The sequence below is a fragment of the Streptomyces sp. AK02-01A genome, from assembly GCF_033795305.1.
Taxonomy (GTDB): domain Bacteria; phylum Actinomycetota; class Actinomycetes; order Streptomycetales; family Streptomycetaceae; genus Streptomyces.
The window spans coordinates 98,713-124,171 of the sequence record NZ_JARBAE010000022.1; the positions used below are offsets into that span (position 1 = coordinate 98,713).

Below are 25,459 nucleotides of genomic sequence, written 5' to 3' on the forward strand. Positions count from 1 at the left end.
CGGATGTACCCGCTCCGCGGTCAGCCGTTGAGCAGGGCCGTCGTGTCGTGGCTGCCGCCCAGTGCGCCGAGCGCGGTCCGGACGAGGAGATTGACCTTTGCCTCGGTCTCGTCTCCGGTGGCCGAGGAGGCCAGGGTCGGAGAGTCCGCGGCCAAGTCGTGGACCTCGTGCAGAAGGGCCAGATAGACCCGGCGACACCAGGCGGGATCCACCGCGGTGATCGCTCCCGTGTCTCGCAGGCGAGCGAAGAGCAGGTCAAGGCCGTCGAGAACGGCCGGCGTGAGGGCCGCGGTGAGCTGGATGGCGAAGCGGTGGCTGAGCTTGAGGTCGAAGACGATCTCCGTGAGACGGTGCAGCGCGATCAGAGGTGGCGCGGTCTTCACTCGCGCTTCTGCCAGTCCGAGCAGATAGCGCTGACTGAGCTCCTCGGCCAGGGCGTCCAGCAGTGCGGTGCGGGAAGCGAACCGGCGGTGGACGGTGGCGCGGCCGAGTCCCGCGGCGTCCGCGATCCGCTCCAGGGACGCGTTGGCGTCCACAGCGAGCACGGTCTCGGCTGCTTCCAGGATGCGGGCCGTGTTGCGTTCGGCGTCCGCCCGTATCCGCTGGGTAGGGCTGTTCCCGCCCATGCCACCCCCTCCTTCGTCAGCGTCACCCTATCCTCAACGACAGTAAGTGAGACACATCTGACTCGCTTCGTTGACTAAGTGAGGCAATGCTGTTTCAGTTATAACGCTGGAGTTTCCTCACCACAGGAGCACGTCATGGATCTTCAACTCGCCGGCAAGCGCGTCCTGGTCACCGGGGCGAGCAAGGGTATAGGCCTTGCGATCGTTCGGGCGTTTCAGGAGGAAGGGGCCTCGGTGACCGCGACGGCGCGAAGCCTCACGCCCGAGCTCAAGGCCACCGGAGCCGCTTTCGTCTCCGCCGACCTCTCCACGGCCGACGGCCCGCGGCGCATGGTCGAGGCCGTCCTGGCCGCCGATCCCAGGCTTGATGTCCTGGTCAATAACGCCGGCGGCGGCGCCATGCCGGACGAGGCGTTCGGAGATCCGCTGGACGGCGGAGACGACGTCTGGGCAGCCGGGTTCGCCCTCAACCTCGACGCGGCAGTACGGACCATCCGCGCCGCCCTGCCCTCGCTCACCGAGGCCAGGGGCGCCGTGGTCAACATCAGCTCCGACAGCGCCCGTCGGCCGGGGGCGGAGCCGCTGCCGTACACCGCCGCCAAGGCAGCCCTCAACACCTTCACCCGACAGCTCGCCGAGCGCGTGGCGTCCTCCGGAGTACGCCTCAACGCGGTGTCGCCGTCATCGACGCGCACAGACCTGGTGACGGGCAAGGACGGATACATCGCGCGAGTGGCGGACATCGTGGGCGTCGACCACGACACGCTGGTGGCAAGCCTGCCGAAGCAGAACGGGATGCTCACCGAAACCCTGATCGACCCCGCCGAGATCGCCCGGGCGGTGCTGCTGCTGGCCTCCCCGACCATGCCGAGCGCGATCGGCGCGAACTGGTTCGTCGATGCGGGAGCCACCAAGGCCGTCTGAACGCGCTGCTCAGCCGCGCCAGCGGGCCGGCCGCGAGGACATCTCCCATGGGAGCGGATCCCCAAGCTGTTCGACGAGCTCGCGGCGGACGCGGCTCCAGCGCGCGCATACCCGTTCGTCGATGCCGCCGCGGAGTGTCCGCGGCACCCAGACGCACGCCCTGCATAAGTGTCTTCTGACCGGCAAGCTCAAGGCGCACGCTGTTGGTCGTGTTCCACTCCGCGGCCCTGGCCACGGAGGGGAACACGGCCTTTCCGAGGTGGCTGTACGACAGCACGGAGAGAACGTCCACGATCACTTCCCCGCCGAAGTTGTTGACCAGCCACGTGACGTCCTGCGCTGCTGGATCTGTGCTGCTTCCTCTACGTGTCGTCATCCCTCGTCATCCGTACCGCTGATGACAGGCGGGCTGCTTCTCAGCGCCAACGGCGGTGCCGGGTACGGATTATGACGGAGCGTCCGGCTGCCGACGAGCCGGAGTCGAGAAGGCGGCGAACGCAGCGTCCAGCAGTCCGTCGAGGTCGTCCTGACCGCCGCTCGCGCTCCACTGCCCGAGGACGATCCACAAGCATTCGAGCGCCGCCGCGACACGGACGTTCGCGATGACCGACGAGTTTTCTGTCGACGCGGTCGTCTCTTGGAATCGCGCAACGATCTCGCGTCGCCACTCAGTCTGCTTCTCCCTGAGCCGCGCGCAGAGCGCGGGCGTCTGCTCAATGAGGCCGAGGATCGTGGGGAGTTCCTGGACGTCACGCACGAGGAACGTCACAGCTGAGCCGAGAGCGTTACGCAGCCTGCTCCAATCGTCCTCGTTTTCCCGATCGGCGTCGAGTGCGTCGACGATGACGCCGCCGAGGGGGTCGAAGACAAACAGGACCACGTCTTCCTTGGTGCCGAAGTAGCGCAGGAAGGTGCTTCGCGACACTCCGGCAGCTTCGGAGAGGTCGGTGAAGGTGACCTGATTGAAGCCGGTGAGGCAGAACCGATTGAAGGCCACGCGGGCCAGCTCAGCCCTCACCGCGTGACGACCGATCTCACGAGTACCGACAGGCGCTGAGCTCATGGAACGAGTGTACTACGACACACTCAGTTGCACATAAGAGCGTGAGTTCTTAAGCTGATACTCAGTGTCAGCCATGACACCGAGAAGCGCAGTGCGCTTCCCTGGCCGGCAGCGCGATCAAGCGCGAGCCTCCTGGAACGGAGCCACCCTCCATGAGCTACAACGACCTCCCCGCCCTGTCGATCAACGTCTTGAAAGGTGTTGCGACAGTCACGATCGATCACCCGCCCCTGAACCTGATGGACGCAGTCCTACTGCCGTCGCTACGGGCATTCATCGCACGAGTGCGCGATGACGCCGACGTCCGCGTCATCGTTTTCGAAAGCGCCGACCCGGAGTTCTTCATCGCGCACGGCGATATGGCCTATCTCACCGACCCGGATGCTCTGCCTGCCGCCACTCGCGCCGCGATCGCGGCCGCACCGGACGCAACAATTCCCGATGGCTTGAACATCCTTCAGGCCATGAGCGAGGAGGTCCGCTCGCTGCCTCAGGTCACCATTGGCAAGCTCGCCGGCTTCGCACGCGGCGCCGGCAATGAGTTCTTCATGTACCTGGACATGCGATTCGCGGCGATCGGCAAGTCGGGGCAAGGGCAGCCCGAGTCCTTGATGGGGATCCTCCCCGGAGGCGGAGGCACGGTGAACATGACGCGCCTGGCGGGCAGGGCCCGTGCGCTTGAGCTCATTCTCGGCGCCGAACTCGTCGGCGCGGAACTGGCGGAGCGGTACGGCCTGATCAACCGCGCACTGCCCGCCGCCGAACTCGATACGTTCGTCGACACCCTTGCCCGGCGGATCGCCAGCCTGCGGCCAGAAGTGATCTCCGGCACCAAGGCCACGGTCAACGCGGTCGCGCAGCCGATACCTCTCCCGGCCTATGCCGTCGAGAACGAGGCCCTGTTCGCGGCATTCGGCGATGAGGTCACCGAGCTCGCCCACAAGCTGCTCGCTGCTGGTATCCAGACCCGTGAGGGCGAACGAGACCACGAACGCATCGCCAACAACATCTGAGTACGCGGCCCTCCGGGTACTCGCAGACCTGCGTACTCTCGCGCAGCACACTGACCGAGAACAGGTCACACTGCTTGCTGGCCCTGCGCCGCGAAGGTGCTGTACGCACCGCTCATCCGGATCGGTCGCGTCGGAAACGCCGATTCGAGCACAACGGTAGCCCGACGCGCCCAGAGAGCTGGGCAGCAGACCGGCCGCCGGTGTCCCCCGGGCCGCGCCCGTGGACACCGGCGGCCCCAGGCTCCGTCCTCCGGCCCCTCGCGCCCGGTGCACCAACGAAGGGCCGGCGAGGACCGCACTTTCCTCCGGTCCAGCGGACCGGCGCATGCCCCACCGTCGGCGCGACTTCCCCAACCAACACCACCCACCGCCAACGTCACTTCATCTGGCGCACCCACGCGACCGCAACCTCACGCATGTTTTTTGCCAATCTCGCGCATTCCCGTCAAGGTTTCATACCGTTAACATTTGGCGTATGCGTGCGGAAAACAGATCGGCGGGACCCGCGAAGGTCACCTTCAAGAGGTAAAAGAAGCGTTGCGTCAGATCGCTTCGGCACGCCATAGATTTTTTGAAATATAAGTCATTAGGCTCTCGAAAAGTAACGGAAGTGATGAAAATGAAGGGTGCTTACGACGTGACGGCCAGATCGAAGGCGCCGTCGTCGAAGGTCTGGTCTCTGCTGTTGGATGCTCATAGCTGGCCGCAGTGGGGAACTGTTGACGCGCTCATCTTGGAGAGGTCAGAAAATCTCTCGCCGAAGGGACGCGACGAGGTCGGCGCCGTAAGGGCATTTCGCACGGGCCGTGTTGTCACGAGCGAGCGAATCACCGAATTGCACTCCCAACAGGTTTTCGCCTATGAAGATGCCAGTAATCCGTTCATGAAAAACTACTCCGCACGCATACTGCTCAACGAGGAAAGCGAGGGCGGCGTCGAAATTCATTGGCTTGGCGAGTATGAAGTGGCGTTCGGCATGCACTTCATTCTTCGTCCCCAATTGACGCGAACCATGCAGCGCATGGTCACGGGCCTGGCCGAAGCTGCCGAACGTTCCTCGTGACCGTGGCAGTTGCCGAATGACGAGTGGGCTCGGCCGGAGCCATACCCGCCAAGCACGTTGGACGAGGCGGGCGTTGGGACTGTCACCGGCGCGTGAAGATGAACTTCTCTTGCGGCCGCGCACCGGCTCGGCGAGGTCGAAGGGATGACGGGACAGCCCTCAGGCTTTACGGGCGAGCAGTTGAATCTCCTGGAATTGCCGTCGGTCGGTGGGCTCAGGCTCGCGAACCATCCGGGCCACCTCGGCCAACCCGGACTCGCGCAGCATCGCGGCGAGGTGATCAGGCGACCACCGATAGGCCAGAGCGACTGTGTGATCGAAGGCCTGTGTCAGGTGAGACGGATCCTCGCTCGCCGAAAAGGCGACCAGCAGGTGGCCGCCGGGCGCCAGCACGCGGTGGAACTCCGCCAGGATGACGGGCAGTTCTTGCGGCGGAGTGTGGATGATGGACCAACGTGAGAGTGCGCCGCCCAGTACGCCGTCAGCGATGTTCAACTCGGCCATCGAGCCCACGTCGAACCGCAGGCCCGGATATGCCTGTTGAGCCAACTTGATCATCGCGGCAGAGGCATCAACGCCAAACACCGCCAGCCCCAACCCGTCCAGATAAGCGGTGATATGGCCAGGCCCACACCCCAGGTCCGCGACCTGCCCGTCCCCACTCGCACGTACGACCTCGGCGAAGGCATGCAAGATCGCGCGGTCCAAGGGCCGGTCACGCAGCGTGTCACGGAACATCCGCGCATAGGTGGGAGCAGCAGCGTCGTAGGCCTCGCGGGTGGCACTGAGGGCATCGTGTTCGACCATGCTCGCGACAGTAGTCCCGAAGAGGCCGCTCCGGCCGCGCGTATCCCGTACCGCGGCATCTCCGGCCCGCCCTCGGATCAGCCGCCACCTGCTTGGTCGTCGTTCCGGGCCGCGATGTGCGCGGCGCTACCGCGTCCGCCTCGGTCGGCGGGATGGTGCTTCATGTCCACAAGCTGTGCGTCCGCAGACGCTCAGGATCCGCGTTTCGAGAACACACGAGCAGAGGTCGACGCCCGTCGTTTGACTGTGCCGTCGCGGCATCGTTTTAACTGGCTCTGTTGGCGCGTCTGCGTCACAGGAACTGGAAGCCTGGGGATGCGGTGAGTTGGAGCACTCGTCAGCTCGCTGAGCTCGCTGGAACGACACTGCGCGCGATACGGCACTACCACGACATCGGTCTTCTCAGCGAGCCGGTCCGCCGCGCCAACGGCTACAAGAGCTACAGCGTGGTCCATCTCGTCCGGGTCCTGCGGATCAAACGCCTGACGGGGCTTGGGCTCTCGCTCACACAGATCGCCGAGCTGCTCGATCGCCTGCCCGCCGACGCCGACGAGCAGACCCGTCAGGATCTGGCGAAGCGCATGCTCCAAGCACCCGCCCCGTCCTGGTCAGTTTCCCCTGCCCCTTTCACCACACACCCGCCCATCCACCCCGCCTACCCAGGGTGCCCGGGTGCAGCGCCCAGGAGGATGTCACGTGCGCATAACCCTGTCCCTTTCCCTCGTCGCCGCGCTGGCGGTGAGCGTGATCCCAGGTGCGTCGGTAGCGGCAGCGCCGAGCACCGTGCGATGGGGCCCGTGTCCGGCGGATGTCACCCTGCCCGGCCTGGAGTGCTCGACGGTCGACGTCCCGCTGGACTACCGGCATCCGGACGGCAGGAAAATCAAGATCGCGATCTCCCGCCTGGCGAGCAAGAAGCCCGAGCGGCGCCGTGGCGTGCTGCTGACCAATCCTGGCGGCCCCGGAGGAACGGGCCTGGACTACCCGGCCATTCTGGCGGCGACCAGTCTGCCTCAGAGCGTGCGCGACACCTATGATGTGATCGGCTTCGACCCACGCGGCGTCGGCCACAGCACACCGGTGACCTGTGATGTGACACCGGAGCAGCAGGCGCGGGGCAACTTTCCCAAGCAGGCGAACACCGGCGCCGATGTCGCGCGGGAGGCCACGTACGCGAAGACTCTCGCCACGCAGTGCGCCACGTCGAAGACGGCGTGGATGCTGCCCCACACCACCACCGCGAACGCCGCACGTGACATGGACCGGATCCGGGCCGCGCTGGGCGAGCCCAAGATCTCGTACGCCGGCACGTCCTACGGCACCTACCTCGGCGCGGTGTACACGATGCTGTTCCCCGAGCGCGGCGACCGGATCGTACTCGACAGCAACCTGGGCCCCGACGGTTACGACGTGACGGCCATGCGCATGTTCGCTCGCGGCCTGCAGGACCGGTTCCCCGACTTCGCGAAGTTCGCCGCCGCCCATCCCGAGTACGGCCTGGGCACGACACCGGGACAGGTGACCGCGAAATACTTCGACCTCGCCTTGCGACTGGACGGCAAACCGGTTCAGGGGCTCGACGGCACGTTGTTCCGCGGAGCCACGTTCGGCTTGCTCTACAGCGACGCGTCGTTCGCCACGTTGGCCGAGATCTGGCAGGCGCTGGACACGGACAAGCCCCTGCCGTCCGAACCCCCTGGGACGCCCGTAGCGGACCTGGACAATTCCGTATCCAGCCGCCTCTACACGCTCTGCGCCGACTCGCGCTGGCCGCGATCGATCGGGGCCTACCAGCGCGCCGTCGCCTTCGACGGGGTCCGGTATCCGATGCTCGGCGGGATGACGGCGAATATCGGGCCGTGTGCGTTCTGGCCGACCGACCCCGTCGAGCCGCCGGTGCGCATCAGCGACCGGGGCCCGTCGAACATCCTTATGGTGCAGAATCTGCGCGACCCGGGTACACCGCTGGCCGGTGCTCGAAGGCTGCGACAGGCCCTCGGCGACCGGGCCAGGATGGTGACTGCCGACCAGGGCGGCCACGGCGTGTATCCCTTCGGCAAGAACACGTGCGCGAACAACGCGGTAACGACATTCCTGACCACAGGACAACGGCCCGCGCACGACCTCGCCTGCGCCGCAGAGCCCAACTGACCGCCGGCGGCGCCACCCGGTGCACGAGAAGAGAGCCTCCGGCGGCACACTCACTCCTGCACCGGGCCTGCCATCGCACTGCCGGTGGGGCGTCGACGTGCTCGTGCGCAGCCGCTCGGCCGGCGCACCGCAACTCGGTTCCGACCAGTTCTTGGGCCCCCGCGGATGTCGGTAAACTCCCACTGTGTTCGATTCGCCTGACTTCGACTTGGCGCCGTATGGCGCTGTTGACATGCCGCGGTACGTGCGTCGCAGCTACTGCAGTTGGCACGAGGCCAACTGGCGATCGCTGCTCGTGCAGTGTTTCGTGCACGCACGCCAGGTCGAACACCTGCTGCTCCCCGGAACTTCCGACCTGCATCTCGTGCTGTGTACCGCCGGAGAAGCCGTGATGCGGGTCACCTCCGGAGGGTCATCGGCCAAGCGCCGCTGGAGGGCCGGGCGGCTGGAACTCATGGTGCCGGGCCGGCCAACGGTGCGCAGTTACGCGGCGACATCGGTCCTGTCGACCATCCAGGTGCATATCCCGCAGGCCGTCATCAAGCAGACTGCCGGTCAACTGGACCAGCACGAACCGGACTTCGAGGCGCTGTCCGCCAGACTGGGCACAGGCGACCCGGTCGTCGAACACCTCGTCCGGTCACTCCCGGCCAACCGGGAGGCGAGTGACCTGTATGCCGAGTCGGCTGCGGCGTTCCTCGCGGTGCACCTGTTGTCCCGGGGCCGGGCACCACGCGTGCCGGGGAATGAGCACGCCGCTGTCCGCAAAGGCATTGCCGTCATGCGGGACCGCCTGGCCGAGCCGCTCACCCTCGCCGACATCGCAGCGGAGGTGCGTTTGAGCGTCTACCACTTCGTACGCGTCTTCCGGAACGCCACCGGCGAGACGCCACATCGGTTTCTCACCCGGCTACGCATAGAGTTGGCCCAACGACTGCTGTCGGAGACCAGCCTCACCGTCGAGCAGATCGCCCAGCGGTGCGGCTTCGCCGGACCCAGCGCCTTGTCGTCGGCGTTCCTGCGCCACGTCGGTGTCCGGCCCTCGGCCTACCGCAAGACGATCGCCACATAGGCCGTCCGACGCGTGTCCTCGCACGGCATCGCCGCCTCACATGTGAGGGAGTGGTCCACCGCCGTCCGCGCCTCCGGCCTGCCCATCCGCATACCTTTACCCAAGGGCCGTCCCGTAATCCCGCGCGCCCGCCGGGATTACGGGACAGTCCTTAGGCATTCGAAACCGCGAGGGCCCTGAGCATTTCCGTTCTGGCGAACGCGGCTGCCTGTGCTTGTTCGTCGAGCCCATCTCGGTTTCCGGTGACGTGTGCGCGGGTCATTCGGATGCTGAGCGCGCTCGCCTCCGCTTGATAGCGGCCTGTGGCGTGAGCCGCGGTGCGACCGGAGCGGCGTCGCATATTTTTCCTCCAGCGGCGGCGTTCTTTGAGATTCGCGAGTGGTGCCACTTCTTCGGGAGCGATGTATCCGTCGCGCGCGAGAACCGGCAGCGATGCGGCGATCATTCTCCCTTCGCGCTTGCGGAGCACGAGCGCGAGGATCAGCATCGTGAGGAATACGGGGACCAGGACGGCTCCGTAGATTTTGTAGATCAGAAGCGGATCCTTTCCGGCGAGAGAGGTCCAGTCCCATACACCGTGCAGCGTGATCGCGGCGAGCAGACCTGCGAGGGCGAGTCCGATGCGCGCGGCTTGGCTGCGCTTGCCGGCCGACGCGGCGATGCCTATCCCGAACAAGGTGACCATGAGTGGGTGGAAGAACGGCACCATCACCGCGCGCAGGAAGAGGCTGATGCCGAGTACCGCGACCGCGTGCGCGTCGGACGTGTCTGATTCGGCGAAGGTGGTGATGGCGCGGCCGAGGTAGAGGATGTTCTCCGTGAAGGAGAATCCGGCGCCGACGAGACCCGCGTAGACGATCCCGTCGAGCAGGCCGGTGATCTGCCTGCGGCGGTAGATCAACAGCCATACCAGAAACAGGCCCTTGAAGACTTCCTCGGTGACAGGCGTGATGACGAGCGGGCGGAACCAGTCACCGAAATCGGTGCTCACCGTGGTGTCGACAAGGGTCTGGAGTCCTTCTTGCGACCAGATCGCGGAGAACGCGGCCAGCGATCCACCCCACGCGAACGCCGAAACAAGTCGGCGCGGACGCTCACGCGCCCAGCGGTCCAGCCACACGAAAGCACTCACGATCGGGAAGGCGAGGAGGACAGACAGCACGAGGCCGGCGATCACCCCGTCCAGCCCGATCTGACTGGCCACCCAGGCTACGGATGCGATCCATGCGGCGCCTGCCACCGGGGGCCAGAGTATCCACGCCCGACTTCGTCCCGGCCTCATCGCTGTTTGCATTCTGTTCCTTCTCGGCATCTCACCACCGCCGTACGCGGTCGCCCTTCCAGGAGACACTGTGCCGTTGCGGCATACTCAAGTCAGCGATGGCCATGAGACACAGAGCGGGAAGGACCAGCATGGGCTGGAGCACGCGGGAGGTGGCGGAACTCGCCGGCACGACTCTGCGCACCGTCCGGCACTACCACGAGATGGGCCTGCTCGACGAGCCGGAGCGACTGCCGAACGGCTATAAGGCCTACCGCACTGAGCACCTCGTGCGAGTTCTGCAGATCCGCCGTCTCACCAGACTCGGTTTCCCTCTCGCCACCATCGCGACCATGGAGGGTGGCGAGTCGGAGCATCTGGAGGAGACCCTGGACGTGGTGGACGCGGAACTCACCGCCACGATTCAAAAGCTGAAAGAGGCGAGAAAGGAGATAGCCAAACTGCGCCGCCAACCGGTGCCGACCGACCTTCCCTTTGACATTTCGGCTGCGGCGACCCGAGCGCGATTGTCGCACGCGGACCGGTCATTGTTCGCCGTGATCTCCCACGTGATCGACGGTGACGATACACAGCACTGGCAAGCTCTCTTGCAGGACTACGAGCCAGACGATGCGACCGACGAGTTCGACACGCTCGCGCCGGATGCCGACGAGGAAACCCGCGAACGGATCGCTCAGCGCATCAGCCCGCAGATGCGCGCGCTTCTTGAGAAGCACCCGAGGTCACCACATACCGCCGAGCACGCGGCGGCCGGTCAGCAGGCAGCGACCGACGCCGTGATCAAGGCGATGCTCGATCTCTACAACCCCGCGCAGCTCGACGTGTTCGTACGCATCTGGAAAGCGACTGGTCTGATCTGAGCCGGTTGTGAAGGCGTATGAATCGAGTCCGAATTCGCGGCCCTGCGCCACTCCGCGTCGAACGGCACCGGCCATCGCGCCCACGACGAGCGGAACGCCGCCGTCGCCGCCTGTATCCGCCGGCGCGACAGCCGGTCGAGCCGAAGACCCGCTCTGGGCGCGCCGGGAAGGGTCAGGTCCCGGACGGAGGACTGTAGAGCTGCGCGGGGTCGCCCGAGAGTGCGGCCTTGACGAAGCGACTGGGGTCGTCGACCAGTATCTCGATGACCCTGGCCTGCACACCGTCGAGGCTGGCTCGTGCGACGTCCGCCGGGTCGATCTTGGGAGCGTCGCGTCCCGCCGTCATGTCGGTGTCCGCGGCGGCCAGGTGCACGCCCTGGACAAGGGTCCGCTGACCGGAAAGCTCAAGGCGCACGCTGTTGGTCATGTTCCACTCCGCGGCCTTGGCCACGGAGTAGGAACCTGTCCCTTCGGTGGCGACCCACGACAGCACGGAGAGGATGTTCACGACCGCTCCTCCGCCGTTGGCGGCGAGGGCTGGAGCGAAGGCGCGAATGACCCGGAGCGTGCCGAAAAGGTGGGTTTCCAGGTCCTGCCGGATCGTGTCCAGGTCGTCGGTCACGAGGTTGGCCCCGGTCGCGATGCCGGCGTTGTTGATCAGCAATGTGACGTCCTGGGCTGCCGCGGCGGCGTCCGCGATCGACTTCTCGTCCAGCAAGTCCAGGTACAGCGGCGTGACCCGCGAGTCGGACGTGTCGAGCAGCTCCGGGCGTCGAGCCGTGGCGTAGACCTTCCTGGCCCCCCGGGCCAACAACTGATCGACGAAGCGCCGACCGATCCCGCGATTGGCTCCTGTCACGAGCGCGGTGGAACCGGCAATGTTCATGTTCTGTCCTTTCGGTGGGCGGTGGGAGATCCGCGTCCGCCCTGTGCCGCCTACGCTAAAACCTGACGTCAACGTGAAGGGCAAGTCGTGACAGGCGACAACACGAGCAGGAGGAGCCAGATGCGTATCGGCGAACTGGCCGACAGGGCCGGAGTCAGCACGCGTGCCCTGCGCTACTACGAGGAGCAGGGCCTTCTTCGTCCCCAGCGCACGGCCAGCGGTCAGCGCGTCTACCCGGAGTCGGCCGTGGACCGCGTGGGGCTCATCCAGCAGCTCTACACGGCCGGACTCGGCAGCCGTCTGATGGCAACCCTTCTGCCGGCCATCGACGCCCGCCACGTCGGTCCCCAGTTGCTCGACCGCGTGCTCGACGAGCGCGTCCGTATCAGAGCGAAGGTCGCTGAGCTGCAGGAAGCGGGCCGCCGACTCGATGTCCTGATCAATCTCGCCACGCACCCGGACACGGAGTCGTGCCCGTCCTCGCTCGACCAGTCACTCACTGGGGACTCCGCCTCAGCCGGAAGCCGATGACTCCCCCGCGCCTCGCACGACGCACCCGCTCGGGTCACCACATCATGGCTGCGGACACTCGGCAGGCGCCGCTGATGAGCCGGAGCCACGAGGCGTACGACGACGCTGGGTGCTGTGACGTAGATGAGGCCGGTACTCACCGCCATCACGACCCGGAGCGCCATGATCGTCAGGAGAGTTCCGGCTCTTGAGGCGCGGGACCGGGCAGGTCCGCTCGGCCACGCGGCCCCACGGCGTGGGGGCCGCTTCAGCTCGCGGGCCTCGGCGGCCGGCTGCGGTTACCGGCGCGCGGCCAGGAACGGCAGGACCACGTCGGCCATCTCGTCGGGTACTTCCTCCGCGAGGTCGTGGCCGGCGTCGAAGACATGTCCGGTGACGTCGCGGGCCATCAGCCGCATCTGGGACTCGTTGCGGTCGCCGATGAAGGCCGAGCCGCCGAGCGCCAGGACCGGGACATCCAGCTTCTTCCGCGAGGCCGAATCCCGGGAACAGGGCCTCGGCGAACACAAGAGCGGTGACACGGTCACGGTGGCGCGCGGCGAGCTGGTAGCCGATCACCGCTCCCCAGTCCTCGCCCGCCACGGCGTATGTCTCGTGTCCGAGGTGGGTCATCAGCTCGGCGATGTCGTCGCTCATCGTCGCGGAGTCATAGCCGTCCGACGGATTCGAGGTCGACTTCGTGCCCGACTACCGGATCCTGCACGAGGCCGGCTACAACGTCCTCACCTACGACATGCGCAACCTCGGCCACAGCGGCACAGGCAACGGTGGGATCGGCAGCGGAGGCCGCTTCGAGGCACGCGACGTCGTCGGCTCGCTGATGTACGCGCGCGGCGACGAAAAGCTCAAGGACATGACCATCGGGCTGTTCAGCCGCTGCCAGGGTTCCAACGCGACCATGTTCGCGATGCAGATGTACCCCGAGCACTTCGAGGAGGTGCGCTGTGTGGTCTCCCCGCAGCCCCTGTCCGTCGGCGTGACCATGCGGCGGACCCTTGAACGGCTCGGCAGCGGCGAGCGCATCGACGAGCTCGAAGAGAAGGTGCGGCTCATCGTGAGCTTCCGATTCGACGAGATGTCACCGGTCGAGGCGGCGAAGAGCGTCACGGTCCCGACGTTCCTGTACCAAGTCCACGACGACCTGATGACCCGGCCCAGCGATGTGCGGGCCATGTACGACAACATCCCGATCGCGGAGAAGAAGCTCGTCTGGATCCACGGCACGACGGCGCGCTGGGACGGCTACCTCCACTTCCAGAGGGAGCCCAAGGAGATGCTCGACTGGTTCGAGCGTCACATGCGGTAACCGCTGGAATCCGCCCACCGAACGCGAGGGTTCGAGGCTTACGCACCTGCCCTGGACCAACTGGACGCCCCTGGACGGGTCTCCGTAACCCGGAAGCCTTCCGGGATCGCGCCTCCCCGCGGCCTCCGGCGCATTCCGGGCCGCACCGCCGTCCTGGTCTCGCGCCGCGCGCTATGCGGTGATCGGCTGCTCGGTCCAGATGATCTTGCCTCGTTCCTGGTAGCGCGTTCCCCAGCGTTCGGCGAGCTGGGCGACCAGCAGCAGGCCCCGGCCGCCCTCGTCGGTGGTGCGGGCGTGCCGCAGGAAGGGTGCGGCGCTGCTGGAGTCCGACACTTCGCAGGTGAGGGCCCGGTCGCGGATGAGACGTAGCCGGATGGGAGGCGCGGCGTAGCGGATGGCGTTGGTGACGAGTTCGCTGACGATCAGTTCGGTGGCGAACGCGTCTTCCTCCGCCAGTCCCCAGGCCGCCAGTTGGCGGGTGGCCAGTTGGCGCGCGGTGGCGACGGCGGCGGGATCGGACGGCAGGTCCCAGACGGCGACACTGTCCGGGTCCAGCGGGCGGGTGCGGGCCACCAGGACGGCCGCGTCCTCGTGCGGATCCGAGGGCACCAGCGTCTCGGTGAGGGTCAGGCTGAGGTTCTGCGGGGATCCGGTCGGCGAGGTCACGAGGTGTTCCAGCTCGGCCGACCCGATACGGGCCGGGAACTTCTGAAGGAGTCCGCGGGTGTGGAGCACGATCAGGCTGCCTTCGGGCAGGTCCATTGCGGCCTTCTCGAACGGTGGACCTGGGCAGCCGAGGGCTTCGCCGGCGGGAGGGGCCGGCACGGTGACGGTGCCGTCGGGCTGGGCGAGGATCGGTGCGGGGTGGCCTGCCGAGGCCATGCTGACGCAGCGGTTCACGGGGTCGTAGACCAGGTAGAGGCAGGTCGCGCCGACGGGGGTGTCGGCGCTGGTTTCGCCGGTTTCCCTGCCGAGGGCGCGGACCAGGTCGTCGAGGCGGGCGAGGAGTTCGTTCGGGGCCTGGTCGAGATTGGCCAAGGTGTGCACGGCCGCACGGAGCCGGCCCATGGTGGCGGCCGTGCGCACGCCACGGCCCGGGGTGCTGCCGGTGACGAGCGCGACACGGGCCCCGGGAAGGGGGATGACGTCGGTCCAGTCGCCGCCGGCTCCGGAATAGATCATGTGATGAGCCCAGTCCACGGCGCGGGGTGTGGGGAAGCGCTGGGGCAGCATGCCTTGCTGGAGGGCGAGTACGGCGTTGCGCTCGCGGATGTAGCGGCGGCCGTTGTCCAGGGCCACCGCCGCCCGGCTCGTCAGGTCCACAGCGAGCGCGAGGTCATCCTCGTCGAACGGGCCGTCCGCCGTGGCCCACCGGTAGAAGCAGACCAGTCCCAGGGCGCGGCCGCGGACGACGAGAGGCACCAGCATCAGCGAGTGAACGTGGTTCTCCAGCATCTTGCGTCCCCGCACCGGATCGCCGCCCACCCACGGACTGTCCTCGGTGATGTCGCGCACCAGCCGCGGCGTGAGGTCGGCCAGCACCTGGCAGGCGGGCGCGTCTCCCGGATAGCTGCTGATCTCTCCGGTGGCGTAGGCCCCGGGCGCGGTATCGGTGCGGCGGGAACACGAGGCGGCACGCCGCAGGACGGCGGTTCCCGTGACGGGACCGGGCGGGATCCTCTCCCCGCCGAACACCGGATCCAGGATGTCCACGGAGACGCTGTCCGTCAGCCGGGGCACCACCAGTTCCGCCAGTTCCTGGGCTGTGCGCAGCAGGTCCAAGGTGGTGCCGATCCGCGCGCTGGCCTCGGCCATCAGTGCGAGGCGCTGCTCGGCCCTGTGGCGTTCGGTGACATCGACCACGACGTCGGCCACCCCGAGAATCCGGCCGTCGCGGGCCTGGAGGCGGAACGCGGACGCCGAATAGACGTGTTCCCGCGCGGGATCGCCGGGCGGCCGACCGCGTTTTTCGAACTCGATCACGGGCTCACCGGTCCTGAGGACCTCGCCCATCACCCGCTCCACCGTCTCGCCGCTGAACTCGGGCCACGCCTGAGTCGGGCGCAGCCCGACGACCTCCCGTATCCCGGTGCCGTGCATTCCCTCCGCCACGGCGTTGAAGCGCACCAGCCGCAGTTGAGGGTCCACGAGGATCAAACCGATGGGAGAGCGGGTGAACAGCGCCTCCAGGAGCGCCCGTTCGACGTCCGAGGGCGGGATGCGCCCGGCCGGCGACAGCTCCACGGCCAGGCAAGGGCCCATACCGTCCTGTCCTTCGACCCGGAGCCTGCAGCGCACGGAATGGCCGTCGCGGTGCCGGAGCACAACCTCGCCGTACCCGGAATCGGCACCGCTTCTCATCGCGAGCAGATCCGCCACCGGTCGGCCAAGGACATCACGAGCCCGGTATCCCAGAAGACGCTCCGCGGCCGAACCCCAGTCGGTCACCATGCCGTCGGCGCCGACCAACAGCCGTGCCACGCGATCCGCGGTCGGTTCCACGACTTCCCCGCCGGACTCCCGCCACGCCGAAGTATTCATGATCATCCGCTCCTGTTGCGGCCCCTATCCAGTGTTCCACAGGCCGGGCGACTCACCACTCGCACGGCTTCACGGCGCACGGCGTGACCACACCCTGACAGCGGCGACGGTGCTCGTGGGGCCCTGGAGCATGGCTCGTTTGGCATTTCCACGAGTGTGGACTTACGTTGGTCCACACGTGAGGACATGCCTTGCGCGACGATCCAGCGAGGAACGCTCCATGACCATTTCCCCGCGCACTCCCGGTGGCCTGACGGTCGGTGCCGTGGGTTACGGCGCGATGAGCTTCGCCCGGCCTTACGGACAGGGACAGGAACACGCCACCGACGACACCGCCGGTGCGCTCATCGACCGCGCGATCGAGCTGGGCGCGACGATGATCGACACGGCCGACCTCTACGGCGACAGCGAGGAGCGCATCGGCAAGGCCATCGCCGGCCGCCGGGACCAGGTCGCCGTCGCCACCAAGTTCGGCATCGTCAGGTCCGCCGGCGGCGACGAGGCGCCGCTCATGAATGGCCGGCCCGAGTACGTCCGCGAGCGGATCGAGCGTTCGCTCACCCTGCTCGGTACCGACTATGTCGATTTGTACTACTACCACCGAATGGACCCCGACGTCCCGATCGAGGAGACGGTCGGCGCGATGTCCGAGCTCGTCACCGAGGGCAAGGCGCGCCACCTCGGCCTCAGTGAGGCGGCACCCGACACGATCCGACGCGCCCACGCCGTCCACCCGATCACCGCTGTCCAGACCGAGTGGTCACTGTGGTCACGCGACATCGAGAAGGAGGTCGTGCCTCTCACCCGCGAGCTCGGCATCGGCGTAGTGCCGTACAGCCCGCTGGGTCGCGGCATGCTGACCGGCACGATCACATCCTTCGACGACCTGCCGGAGAACGACTACCGGCGGCTGATGCCGCGCTTCGCACGCGAGGCGTTCGAGGCCAATCTCGCCGCCGTGGAGGTTGTACGGGAGATCGCCACCGCCCATGACGCGGCGCCCGGTCAGGTCGCGCTCGCGTGGCTGCTGGCCCAGGCGCCCGACGTCGTCCCGATCCCCGGCACACTGCATGTCTCCCGTCTGGAGGAGAACACCGGCGCCGCCCGGCTGGCGCTCACCGGCGCGGAACTCGCCCGCCTGAACGGCCTTCAGGTCGTCGGAGAACGAGAGACGCGGATGGATCACAACTGGTCCTACGGCGTTACCCCGCCGCTGAGCTGACCGGCCTCGGTGCGCCGCGGCCATACGTCCGCGGTCGCCCGAGTGCCGGCCTTCGTCCGAGTGGCTTCCCCGCCACCACGCCGAAGTCCCTTCACTGCGGCGAAAGCCATTCGCCGAAGGCGCGCACGACCAGAGACGGCCGTCGGACGGCCACCGCGATCAGATCCGCCTGAGCCGAAACGAGCGTGCCAAGGGCCTACTCCGCGGCGTCCGGAACGGACGGAGCGGTAGCGACGGCGTCCAGGGCGGTCCTGAGGAGGTCCACCAGCACCTCGGGATCGCCCTCGGCCAGGGCGCTGTTGTGGAGCACATTGCGCATGAACTGAACCCCGGTGCAGATGGCGACGAGCAGCGCGGCGCGGGCGGCGGCGTGCGGCCCTTCGAGCTCGTCGGCGAGCGCCTGCTGGAAGTCGCGTTCCAGGCTTACGCGCATGATCTCGGCCGCCCGTTCGCTGGGCGCCGAGCGGAGCGTGAGGAGCATCCCGTCCCGGTGGGCCTGCGTGGGGTCGGTCAGCAGCGAGCGCGCGGCCTCCGCGTTGGCCTCCGGCGTCATCATCAGATGGTTGCCGTAGGCGTCGGCGACCACCTGTGTGAACAGCAGTTCCTTCGAACCGAAGTAACGGCCGATCAGCCGCGGGTCGACACCGGCGAGACCGGCGATCTCCCGCAGGCCCGCCGCGTCGTACCCCGAGCGGGTGAAGACCTCGCGGGCGGCGTCGAGAATGGCCAGCTTGGTGGCGGCCGAGTCCCGTTTGCGGGGCGGGCGATCGGGGGCGGCGGATTCGTCGGTCACCCGGTCAGGATAGGGAACGACGGCCACCGGGTCGTAAGAGGTGGTCGTAAGAGGTGGTCGTAAGAGGTCCAGGACACAGCGAACGGCACGGCCCACGGCCCGCATGCCGCCCCGGCCGAGGACGACCCGCGGACCTCGTCAGCCGCGCGATCGCACTCGGCGCCACGACGACCGACACCGACACCGCCGCCGCGGCCCGGTCCTCGGCCCCGTTCTCGGCATCGGCCTCGCCGTGGTCACCCTCTCTACCGTCCCCGGAAGATCAAGGAGTCGTGGTGGAGACGACGTACACCCGCGGAAAACCGGGCTCGGTCAGATCGACGACGACGTCCTGGCTGGGCCGCGGGTCCGGCTGCCGATGGCTGGTACCCGCCCAGTCGTGGCCCGGGATGTCGAAATTCCAGCCGACGGTGCGCCGGTCGCGGGGCGTGATGGTGATGGCGCCGTCCTTGAGCGCGGAACGGCTGGTCCCGAGCTCGGTCAGAAAGGTGTCGAGCCGCCCGGAGGTGACGTCGAACTGGACGTACAGCCGGCTGGACTTCCAGTTGCTCGTCTCGTAGTAGCGCACCCGCGTGGCTCCGGCCGGGACCGGCACCTCGAAGATACGGCGCTTCATCTTGGAGGGCCGCAGCCGCTGGAGGTGCGTGGCCGAGGCTTCCGCCTCCTTGTTCCGGCCGCTGTCGCGGCTCTGCTCGGCCGAGATCACCAGATAGCCGGCCGGAATGCCGATGAGCAGCACGATGACAATGGCGGTCAGCCAGCGGCGGCGGATGCGGTGGCCGCGGTCCTCGGGCGGCTTGACGCCCTCTTCCGTGGCCGGCGGCATGGGGTGCAGGCTCATGAGGGCGGTTCCTGGGTCGTCCTGGCGGTACGGATGGCCTGGGCGTAGCGCTCGTACCGCTCATGGCGCTCGACGCGCCGGCGGTTGGCCCGGCGGAAGCGGCGGGCCACCAGTCTGGCGAGATCGGCCGCGCCGACCATGCCCGCCTCGGGGCCGAGCTGTGCCTTGACGATCCGGGCCTCGGGCCGGTAGCCGCGGCCGGTGAGATGGCGGCGGAAGGCGTCGCGGGCCGGGCCGATCAGCAGATCGTCGGCGGCGCTGACGCCGCCGCCGATGACGAAGCAGGACGGGTCGAGGGCCGCGGCCAGATTCGCGATGCCGACGCCGAGCCACTGTCCGATGTCCTGGAACAGCTCGACACACATGGCGTCGCCCTCCCGGGCGAGCTCGGTGATCAGCGGCCCGGTGATCTCGTGGACGTTGCCCTTGACGCGGTCGATGATGTTGTACGCGACCGGTGAGTCGGCCACGGCCAGCTCTCGCGCCTCCCGGACCAGGGCGTTGCCGGAGCTGTACTGCTCCCAGCAGCCGCGGTTGCCGCACGGGCAGCGATGGCCGCCGGGCACGACCTGCATATGGCCGAACTCGCCCGCCACACCGAACTTGCCGCGCTTGACGAGGCCGTCCTCCAGGATGGCGCCGCCGATGCCGGTGCCGAGAGTGATCATCACCAGATGGTCCTCGCCGCGGCCGGCCCCGAAGCGCCATTCCGCCCAGGCCGCGGTGTTGGCGTCGTTGTCGACCATCACGGGCACCGCGAGCCGGGCGGAGATGGCGTCCCTGAGCGGCTCGTCGCGCCAGGCGAGATGCGGCGCGAACAGCACCTTGGAGCGGTCGGCGTCCACCCAGCCGGCCGCGCCGATGCCGACGGCGTGCACATCGTGGCGGTCGGAGAGGTCGAGCACCAGCTCGACGATGGTGTCCTCGACGACCCGGGGGCTCTTGGACTTGTCGGGTGTCTCGGTGCGCAGCTTCTCCAGGATGTTGCCGTCCGGATCGACGACCCCGGCCATCACCTTCGTGCCGCCGATGTCGATGCCGACGGTCGGTACCCGGGGTGCGGTGAGGAGGGAGCGGCGCTCACGGGTGCCGACGGTCCGCAGGACGGTGGCGCGGGCGGAGCCGCGGTGCGCGAAGTCGCGATACGTGCTCATCGGCCCGGCCCCCTGGTGTCCGTCGGCTCAGGCTTGCCGTGCCGGGTGGGCCGGCGGCTGGGTGCTCGCACGAGTCGTGTCGTCCCTGCGGGGTCGGGAGCCGGCCGGCCCGGTGGCCGGCGGCGGCGGACGGCGTCCGCCATGGCCGATTCTGCCATCCGGCACGGACCGGTTCGCTGTGCGGCCCGGCGCGGACGCCCGGGGCCGCGGTTCCGGCCGGGCCCGCGGCGTCCGCCCGGGTCAGATCGCGTCCGTCTGAGGGCCGCCGAGGCGGCCGGGAGCGGAAGCGCGCTCCAGCTCGTGGCTGAGTTCCTCCAGCTCGGATCCGCCGGCCATCTGGCGGGTCAGCTCGTCCAGCGTGATCGAGTCCCTGGTGTGGCTGCCGGCCATGACACCGCGCTTCAGCAGCACGAACCGGTCACCGACCAGGAAGGCGTGGTGCGGGTTGTGGGTGATGAGCACGACGCCGAGCCCCGCGTCACGTGCGGCGGCGACGTACTTGAGGACCACACCGGACTGCTTGACACCGAGGGCCGCCGTCGGCTCGTCGAGGACGAGGACCTTCGCACCGAAGTGGACGGCGCGCGCGATGGCCACACACTGACGTTCGCCGCCGGAGAGAGTGCCGATGGGCTGGTCGACATCGCGCAGGTCGATGCCCATCCGCAGCATCTCGGTACGGGTGGTCTCGCGCATCAGCTCGACATCGAGCCGTTTGAAGGGCCCGCTGCCCCGGGTCGGCTCGGAGCCGAGGAAGAAGTTCCGCCAGACCGGCATCAGCGGTACGACGGCGAGGTCCTGGTAGACCGTGGCGATGCCCAGATCCAGGGCCTCGCGCGGCGAGCCGAGGCTGGTGTTCTCGCCCTCGATCAGGAAGTCGCCCGCGTCGTGCCGGTGCAACCCCGCGATGATCTTGATCAAGGTGGACTTGCCGGCGCCGTTGTCGCCGAGCACACAGCTGATCTCGCCGGGATGGACCTCCAGCGAGACGCCCTCCAGCGCCCGGACATTGCCGTAGTACTTGCTGACGTTGTCGAGTTGGACCAGTGCCGTCATCGGGAAGCCTCCGCGCGCTTGCGCACCCACGCGTTGAGCAGGGTGGCCAGAAGGAGCATCGCTCCGAGAAAGAACTTGAACCAGTCCGGGTTCCACTCCGCGTAGACGATGCCCTTGCTGGTCATGCCGAAGATGAACGCGCCGACGGCGGAGCCGATCGCGGAGCCGTAGCCACCGGTGATCAGACAGCCGCCGATGACGGCCGCGATGATGAAGATCAGCTCATTGCCGACGCCTTCACCGGACTGGACGACATCGAACGAGAAGAGCAGATGCTGTCCGGAGACCCAGGCGCAGAAGGCCACACCCATATACAGCGCGATCTTGGTCTTCCGCACCGGCACACCGACCGCGCGGGCGGCGTCGGCGTTGCCGCCGGCCGCGAAGATCCAGTTGCCGAAGCGAGTACGCAGCAGAATCCAGGTGGCCAGCGCGACCAGCGCGGCCCACCACGCGATGGTGACCTTGAGATCGACGTCACCGATGGTGAGCTGCGACGCGAAGAGCTTCCTGGCGGAGGAGAAGCCCTCCATGTCGCCGATGGTCTTGGTCGACACCGTGCCGCTGATCAGCTTCGTCAGGCCGAGGTTGAGTCCGGTGAGCATCAGGAACGTGCCCAGCGTGATGATGAAGCTCGGCAGCTTCGTACGGGTCAGCATGACGCCGTTGAACGCGCCGAGCGCCAGTGTGACCAGCAGAGAAACCACGACGCCGACCCAGACGTTCGCCGTCATCTGGTAGCTGAACATCGAGGAGATCAGCGCGGAACTGGTCACCATCACACCGGCGGAGAGATCGAACTCGCCGCCGATCATCAGCAGCGCCACCGGGACCGCCATGATCCCGATCGTCGAGGCGGCGTACAGGACGGTTCCGAAGCTGGACGCCCGCAGGAAGGAGTCCGCCACGACGGAGAAGAAGAGGAACACGGCGACGGCGCCGACGACCGCTCCCAGCTCGGGCCTGCCGAGCAGCTTGCGCAGCGGCGAGGTGCCGAGCAGACGCTCGTCGCCGGCCGGGGCCCGGTCGGGCCGGTCGTTCACCGGGGGCGCGGTCGCGGTCATCGGGTCCCCCGCTCCGTGTAGCCCTCCAGCGCTCCGGCGTCCTTTCCGGTGATGATCTGCGGGCCGGTCAGGACCGGGCGTCCGCCGCCGAGCACATCGGCGTTGTACCGGTAGAGCCAGAGCAGGTCCACGGCCTCGTAGCCCTGGAGGTAGGGCTGCTGGTCGACGGCGAAGCCGAGCGTGCCGGCCTTGAGCAAGGAGGCGACCTTGGCGTTCAGGTCGAAGGTGTCGATCTCGGCCTCGCTGTCCGCGGACCGCTTGGCCTGGACCGCGGCGTCCGCGAACGGCGCGCCCAGGGTGACGACGGCGTCGATGCTCCGGTCAGTCTGCAGCTTGGCCTCGATGGACGCCTGGACGTCCGGCATGTTCGTACCGTCGACATAGAGGTTTTCGAGCCGGCCGCCGAAGGTCTTCTTCGCTCCGGCGCAGCGCTGCTCATGGCCGACGTTGCCCTGCTCGTGGATGACGCAGAGGGCCTTCTTCTTGCCGCGCTTGTCCAGCTCCTCGCCGACGGCCTCGCCGGCTATGGACTCGTCCTGGCCTATATGGCTGAGCGCGCCGAACGCCTTGGACTGCTCGGTGCCGGAGTTCACGGTGATCACCGGGATACCGGCCCTGACCGCCTTGGCGACGACATCCTTCATCGCGTCGGGCTTGGCGAGCGTGACGATCAGCCCGTCGACCTTCTTGTCGATGTAGGACTGGACGAGCTGCGCCTGCTGCTGGCCCTCGTCGCTGTTCGCGTACAGGAATTTGATGTTGTCCTTGACGGCCGCCTGCTTGGCGCCCTTCTGCACGATGTCCCAGAAGGTGTCACCGTCGCCGGAGTGAGTGACCATGGCCACGGTCCACTCGGGTGTGTTCACCGCGGCCCGTCCCTGAGCGGCGGCCCGCTGGGCCCGTTCCTCGGCGCGCTTGCCGCCGGTGCTGCTGCACCCGGCGAGGGCCGAGGCGCCGAGCGCCACCGCCAGCACCGCGCCGATCGCGCGTACCCCTGTCCGAACCGTTGCCACGACGCCGTGCCCTTCCTGCAGTGCTTCTCGGTGCGGCCGGCGCCACCTCGAAGCCGGGCCCGGCCGCCCAAGTATCGGTCATGCCCGCGCGGCGGGTACCCATCGGGTACGCGTTCTCTCCCTACATTCACGCGGGGAAGGACGGAGGAACGGCGGGCTACCGGAGGATTACGGGGCGAACTACGGGCGGGCTACGGGCGGACGAGAAGCTGGAACTCGAAGGAGTACCGCGAGGCGCGGTAGACGTGCGAACCGAACTCGACGGCCCGGCCGGTGTCGTCGAAGGTGGTCCGCTCCATCGTGAGCAGCGGCGCGCCGGGCCGCTCGGCCAGCCAACCGGCCTCCTCGGCCGTGGCCGCCCGCGCTCCCACCGTCTGGCGGGCGCTGTGCAGAGTGATTCCGGCGGACCGCATCATCCGGTAGAGGCCGGTGGCTCCGAGGCGTTCGGTGTCGCAGTCGAACAGGCCGAGAGGCAGATGGTTGCGCAGATACGCCATGGGCTCGTCGTGCGCGTACCGCAGCCGCTCGACGAGCAGCACCTCGGTGCCCTCGGACACTCCGAGTGCGGCGGCGGCCTCCGCGGTGGCGGACTCGACGGTGTTGCGCAGGACGCGGGTGGCCGGGCGCTGGCCGGCCGCCTCCAGATCGTCGTAGAGGCTGCTCAGCTCCAGCGGGCGCTTGACCTGGCTGTGCACGACCTGGGTGCCGACGCCTCGGCGGCGCACCAGCAGACCTTTGTCGACCAGGGTCTGGATGGCCTGCCGGACGGTGGGCCTGGACAGTCCGAGCCGGCCGGCCAGCTCGATCTCATTGCCGAGCAGACTGCCCGGCGCGAGCCGGCCCCGCTCGATCGCCGCTTCCAACTGCTGGGAGAGCTGGAAGTAGAGCGGGACCGGGCTGGTGCGGTCCACGCCGAGCTGGAGCGGCAGAGCGTGATCCGCCTCCTGTCCGGGCTGCGCTGATCTCGGCTGATTGGGCACGGGACGAGCGTAGTCGCATGGAATGTTGACGGGAAGTCGTGAAGTTCGATTGTCAGGACAAATGCTTGACATGGTGAGGACGTGCGGCCACCTTGGGGCCATGCGCATCGGACTCATCGGCACGGGCCGCATCGGCACCTTCCACGCGGACGTGCTCAGCCGCCATCGCGATGTCGGCTCCCTGGTCGTCGCGGACACCGACTCGGCGCGGGCGGCATGGGTCGCCGACCGTACGGGATCGACCGCCGCTCCCTCCGTCGACGAGGTTTTCACCTGGGGCGTGGACGCCGTGGTGATCGCGTCGGCCACCTCGGCCCACGCCGAACTGATCAGCCGCGCCGCGCGGGCCGGTCTGCCCGCCTTCTGCGAGAAGCCGATCGCCCTGGATCTGGCGGGCACGCTGGGTGCGCTGCGCGAGGTCGAGTCCGCGGGCACGGTCCTGCAGCTCGGTTTTATGCGCCGCTTCGACGCGGGATACGGCGCGGCGCGCGAACTCGTCCAGTCCGGCCGGCTCGGCCGGCTGCACACCGTACGCGCGATCACCTCGGACCCGGCGCCGCCGCCCGCCGCCTATCTGCCGCTGTCCGGCGGGCTGTACCGGGACTGCCTGGTCCATGACTTCGACATCATGCGGTGGGTCACCGGACGCGAGGTGGTGGAGGTGTACGCGACGGGCTCGGACGCCGGGCCCGCGATGTTCCGGGAGGCTGGAGACATCGACACCGCCGCCGCGGTGCTCACCTTGGACGACGGGACGCTGGCGACCGCGACGGCGACCCGCTGCAACGGAGCGGGCTACGACGTACGGATGGAACTGGCCGGTGAGCTGGACCAGTTCGCGGTCGGCCTCGACGACCGTACGCCGATCACCTCGACCGAGCCCAAGGGCCCGCCGCCCTGTGACAATCCGTGGCCCGGCTTTCTGGAGCGGTTCGCGCCGGCGTACGAGGCCGAACTGGACGCGTTCGTCGGGGTCGTGAGCGGCGAGCTGGACAATCCGTGCGACGGCTGGGAGGCGCTGCACGCGCTGCGGATCGCGGAGGCGTGCGAGCTGTCCCGGCGCGAGCGGCGCCCGGTGCCACTGGCCGAGATCCCGGGCCGCCAGGACGTGTTCTAGGGCGTGTTTCGAAAGTCCCGCCTGGCTCGCGACGCCTGGCACGCACGCTCGCCGCGTTGTCGGAGTCGTCCCAGTACATCCAGTACGCGAACGA

Annotated in this window: 23 protein-coding genes and 2 pseudogenes; 11 read left to right on the top strand and 14 right to left on the bottom strand. The window is 68.1% G+C overall.

Annotated elements, in window-relative coordinates:
• Nucleotides 1–20: 20 nt before the first annotated feature.
• Nucleotides 21–626, bottom strand: coding sequence for a helix-turn-helix domain-containing protein (locus PV679_RS21020; RefSeq protein WP_319681874.1), 606 nt, complete (start codon nucleotides 624–626; stop codon nucleotides 21–23).
• 135 nt (nucleotides 627–761) lie between these two features.
• Between PV679_RS21020 and PV679_RS21025 the strand changes: the two genes are divergently transcribed.
• A complete protein-coding gene (locus PV679_RS21025; RefSeq protein WP_319681875.1) occupies nucleotides 762–1,550 on the top strand; it encodes an SDR family NAD(P)-dependent oxidoreductase in 789 nt (262 codons plus the stop codon).
• Between the two features lie 445 nt (nucleotides 1,551–1,995).
• Here the strand turns inward: PV679_RS21025 and PV679_RS21030 are convergent, their stop codons facing one another.
• The gene (locus PV679_RS21030; RefSeq protein ID WP_319681876.1) at nucleotides 1,996–2,613 is read right to left on the bottom strand and encodes a TetR/AcrR family transcriptional regulator; all 618 of its coding nucleotides are present in this window, start codon (nucleotides 2,611–2,613) and stop codon (nucleotides 1,996–1,998) included.
• 152 nt (nucleotides 2,614–2,765) lie between these two features.
• On the opposite strand from PV679_RS21030, the gene PV679_RS21035 reads away from it, so the two are divergent.
• Both PV679_RS21035 and PV679_RS21040 read left to right on the top strand, forming a co-directional pair.
• Complete coding sequence (locus PV679_RS21035; RefSeq protein WP_319681877.1) at nucleotides 2,766–3,626, top strand: enoyl-CoA hydratase/isomerase family protein; 861 nt, start codon at nucleotides 2,766–2,768, stop codon at nucleotides 3,624–3,626.
• A gap of 613 nt (nucleotides 3,627–4,239) precedes the next feature.
• On the top strand, nucleotides 4,240–4,689 hold the full coding sequence (locus PV679_RS21040) for an SRPBCC family protein (protein WP_319681900.1): 450 nt from the start codon (nucleotides 4,240–4,242) through the stop codon (nucleotides 4,687–4,689).
• A 159-nt stretch (nucleotides 4,690–4,848) separates the two neighbouring features.
• Here PV679_RS21040 and PV679_RS21045 read toward each other — a convergent pair whose 3' ends face one another.
• Entirely contained in the window at nucleotides 4,849–5,496 is a 648-nt protein-coding gene (locus tag PV679_RS21045) for a class I SAM-dependent methyltransferase (RefSeq protein WP_319681878.1), read from the bottom strand.
• Nucleotides 5,497–5,816: 320 nt separating this feature from the next.
• On the opposite strand from PV679_RS21045, the pseudogene PV679_RS21050 reads away from it, so the two are divergent.
• The 3 genes and pseudogenes from PV679_RS21050 to PV679_RS21060 all read left to right on the top strand — a co-directional run.
• Nucleotides 5,817–5,969 (top strand): annotated as a pseudogene (locus PV679_RS21050) (MerR family transcriptional regulator); the annotation flags it as partial.
• A gap of 223 nt (nucleotides 5,970–6,192) precedes the next feature.
• On the top strand, nucleotides 6,193–7,647 hold the full coding sequence (locus PV679_RS21055; protein ID WP_319681879.1) for an alpha/beta hydrolase: 1,455 nt from the start codon (nucleotides 6,193–6,195) through the stop codon (nucleotides 7,645–7,647).
• 184 nt (nucleotides 7,648–7,831) lie between these two features.
• Nucleotides 7,832–8,719: a helix-turn-helix domain-containing protein gene (locus tag PV679_RS21060; protein WP_319681880.1), complete on the top strand. Its 888-nt coding sequence runs from the start codon at nucleotides 7,832–7,834 to the stop codon at nucleotides 8,717–8,719.
• 151 nt (nucleotides 8,720–8,870) lie between these two features.
• Here PV679_RS21060 and PV679_RS21065 read toward each other — a convergent pair whose 3' ends face one another.
• Nucleotides 8,871–9,959: a PrsW family intramembrane metalloprotease gene (locus PV679_RS21065; protein ID WP_319681881.1), complete on the bottom strand. Its 1,089-nt coding sequence runs from the start codon at nucleotides 9,957–9,959 to the stop codon at nucleotides 8,871–8,873.
• A 173-nt stretch (nucleotides 9,960–10,132) separates the two neighbouring features.
• Here PV679_RS21065 and PV679_RS21070 point away from each other — a divergent pair, with 173 nt between their 5' ends.
• Nucleotides 10,133–10,861, top strand: a complete 729-nt coding sequence (locus tag PV679_RS21070) for a MerR family transcriptional regulator (protein WP_319681882.1) — start codon at nucleotides 10,133–10,135, stop codon at nucleotides 10,859–10,861.
• 172 nt (nucleotides 10,862–11,033) lie between these two features.
• On the opposite strand, the gene PV679_RS21075 is transcribed toward PV679_RS21070, so the two are convergent.
• Nucleotides 11,034–11,747: an SDR family oxidoreductase gene (locus PV679_RS21075; RefSeq protein WP_319681883.1), complete on the bottom strand. Its 714-nt coding sequence runs from the start codon at nucleotides 11,745–11,747 to the stop codon at nucleotides 11,034–11,036.
• Between the two features lie 120 nt (nucleotides 11,748–11,867).
• Here PV679_RS21075 and PV679_RS21080 point away from each other — a divergent pair, with 120 nt between their 5' ends.
• Nucleotides 11,868–12,278 (top strand): MerR family transcriptional regulator, encoded by a 411-nt coding sequence (locus PV679_RS21080; RefSeq protein ID WP_319681884.1) that lies wholly within the window; start codon nucleotides 11,868–11,870, stop codon nucleotides 12,276–12,278.
• A 278-nt stretch (nucleotides 12,279–12,556) separates the two neighbouring features.
• Here the strand turns inward: PV679_RS21080 and PV679_RS21085 are convergent.
• Nucleotides 12,557–12,962, bottom strand: a pseudogene (locus PV679_RS21085) (alpha/beta fold hydrolase); the annotation flags it as partial.
• Here PV679_RS21085 and PV679_RS21090 point away from each other — a divergent pair.
• Nucleotides 12,958–13,584: a hypothetical protein gene (locus tag PV679_RS21090; RefSeq protein WP_319681885.1), complete on the top strand. Its 627-nt coding sequence runs from the start codon at nucleotides 12,958–12,960 to the stop codon at nucleotides 13,582–13,584. The pseudogene PV679_RS21085 and the gene PV679_RS21090 overlap by 5 nt on opposite strands.
• Nucleotides 13,585–13,755: 171 nt before the next feature.
• Here the strand turns inward: PV679_RS21090 and PV679_RS21095 are convergent, their stop codons facing one another.
• Nucleotides 13,756–16,125: a SpoIIE family protein phosphatase gene (locus PV679_RS21095; protein ID WP_319681886.1), complete on the bottom strand. Its 2,370-nt coding sequence runs from the start codon at nucleotides 16,123–16,125 to the stop codon at nucleotides 13,756–13,758.
• Between the two features lie 220 nt (nucleotides 16,126–16,345).
• Here PV679_RS21095 and PV679_RS21100 point away from each other — a divergent pair, with 220 nt between their 5' ends.
• The gene (locus PV679_RS21100; protein WP_319681887.1) at nucleotides 16,346–17,347 is read left to right on the top strand and encodes an aldo/keto reductase; all 1,002 of its coding nucleotides are present in this window, start codon (nucleotides 16,346–16,348) and stop codon (nucleotides 17,345–17,347) included.
• A 196-nt stretch (nucleotides 17,348–17,543) separates the two neighbouring features.
• On the opposite strand, the gene PV679_RS21105 is transcribed toward PV679_RS21100, so the two are convergent.
• The 7 genes from PV679_RS21105 to PV679_RS21135 form a co-directional block, all read right to left on the bottom strand.
• Entirely contained in the window at nucleotides 17,544–18,140 is a 597-nt protein-coding gene (locus PV679_RS21105; RefSeq protein WP_319681888.1) for a TetR/AcrR family transcriptional regulator, read from the bottom strand.
• Between the two features lie 262 nt (nucleotides 18,141–18,402).
• Entirely contained in the window at nucleotides 18,403–18,981 is a 579-nt protein-coding gene (locus PV679_RS21110) for a hypothetical protein (protein WP_319681889.1), read from the bottom strand.
• Nucleotides 18,978–20,135, bottom strand: a complete 1,158-nt coding sequence (locus PV679_RS21115) for an ROK family glucokinase (RefSeq protein ID WP_319681890.1) — start codon at nucleotides 20,133–20,135, stop codon at nucleotides 18,978–18,980. Before PV679_RS21115 ends, PV679_RS21110 begins: the two co-directional genes overlap by 4 nt.
• Before the next feature lie 240 nt (nucleotides 20,136–20,375).
• Nucleotides 20,376–21,191, bottom strand: a complete 816-nt coding sequence (locus tag PV679_RS21120; RefSeq protein ID WP_319681891.1) for an ATP-binding cassette domain-containing protein — start codon at nucleotides 21,189–21,191, stop codon at nucleotides 20,376–20,378.
• Entirely contained in the window at nucleotides 21,188–22,255 is a 1,068-nt protein-coding gene (locus tag PV679_RS21125; protein ID WP_319681892.1) for an ABC transporter permease, read from the bottom strand. Before PV679_RS21125 ends, PV679_RS21120 begins: the two co-directional genes overlap by 4 nt.
• A complete protein-coding gene (locus PV679_RS21130; RefSeq protein WP_319681893.1) occupies nucleotides 22,252–23,268 on the bottom strand; it encodes a sugar ABC transporter substrate-binding protein in 1,017 nt (338 codons plus the stop codon). The genes PV679_RS21125 and PV679_RS21130 overlap by 4 nt, the downstream gene beginning before the upstream one ends.
• Before the next feature lie 191 nt (nucleotides 23,269–23,459).
• Nucleotides 23,460–24,248: a GntR family transcriptional regulator gene (locus PV679_RS21135; RefSeq protein ID WP_416069766.1), complete on the bottom strand. Its 789-nt coding sequence runs from the start codon at nucleotides 24,246–24,248 to the stop codon at nucleotides 23,460–23,462.
• 100 nt (nucleotides 24,249–24,348) lie between these two features.
• Between PV679_RS21135 and PV679_RS21140 the strand changes: the two genes are divergently transcribed.
• Nucleotides 24,349–25,365, top strand: a complete 1,017-nt coding sequence (locus PV679_RS21140; protein ID WP_319681894.1) for a Gfo/Idh/MocA family oxidoreductase — start codon at nucleotides 24,349–24,351, stop codon at nucleotides 25,363–25,365.
• Nucleotides 25,366–25,459: the final 94 nt, after the last annotated feature.

Coding starts and splice junctions, on each gene's coding strand:
- PV679_RS21020 (WP_319681874.1), bottom strand. CDS start 626: ATGGGCGGGAACAGCCCTACCCAGCGGATACGGGCGGACGCCGAACGC.
- PV679_RS21025 (WP_319681875.1), top strand. CDS start 762: ATGGATCTTCAACTCGCCGGCAAGCGCGTCCTGGTCACCGGGGCGAGC.
- PV679_RS21030 (WP_319681876.1), bottom strand. CDS start 2,613: ATGAGCTCAGCGCCTGTCGGTACTCGTGAGATCGGTCGTCACGCGGTG.
- PV679_RS21035 (WP_319681877.1), top strand. CDS start 2,766: ATGAGCTACAACGACCTCCCCGCCCTGTCGATCAACGTCTTGAAAGGT.
- PV679_RS21040 (WP_319681900.1), top strand. CDS start 4,240: ATGAAAATGAAGGGTGCTTACGACGTGACGGCCAGATCGAAGGCGCCG.
- PV679_RS21045 (WP_319681878.1), bottom strand. CDS start 5,496: ATGGTCGAACACGATGCCCTCAGTGCCACCCGCGAGGCCTACGACGCT.
- PV679_RS21070 (WP_319681882.1), top strand. CDS start 10,133: ATGGGCTGGAGCACGCGGGAGGTGGCGGAACTCGCCGGCACGACTCTG.
- PV679_RS21075 (WP_319681883.1), bottom strand. CDS start 11,747: ATGAACATTGCCGGTTCCACCGCGCTCGTGACAGGAGCCAATCGCGGG.
- PV679_RS21080 (WP_319681884.1), top strand. CDS start 11,868: ATGCGTATCGGCGAACTGGCCGACAGGGCCGGAGTCAGCACGCGTGCC.
- PV679_RS21095 (WP_319681886.1), bottom strand. CDS start 16,125: ATGAATACTTCGGCGTGGCGGGAGTCCGGCGGGGAAGTCGTGGAACCG.
- PV679_RS21100 (WP_319681887.1), top strand. CDS start 16,346: ATGACCATTTCCCCGCGCACTCCCGGTGGCCTGACGGTCGGTGCCGTG.
- PV679_RS21110 (WP_319681889.1), bottom strand. CDS start 18,981: ATGAGCCTGCACCCCATGCCGCCGGCCACGGAAGAGGGCGTCAAGCCG.
- PV679_RS21115 (WP_319681890.1), bottom strand. CDS start 20,135: ATGAGCACGTATCGCGACTTCGCGCACCGCGGCTCCGCCCGCGCCACC.
- PV679_RS21120 (WP_319681891.1), bottom strand. CDS start 21,191: ATGACGGCACTGGTCCAACTCGACAACGTCAGCAAGTACTACGGCAAT.
- PV679_RS21125 (WP_319681892.1), bottom strand. CDS start 22,255: ATGACCGCGACCGCGCCCCCGGTGAACGACCGGCCCGACCGGGCCCCG.
- PV679_RS21140 (WP_319681894.1), top strand. CDS start 24,349: ATGCGCATCGGACTCATCGGCACGGGCCGCATCGGCACCTTCCACGCG.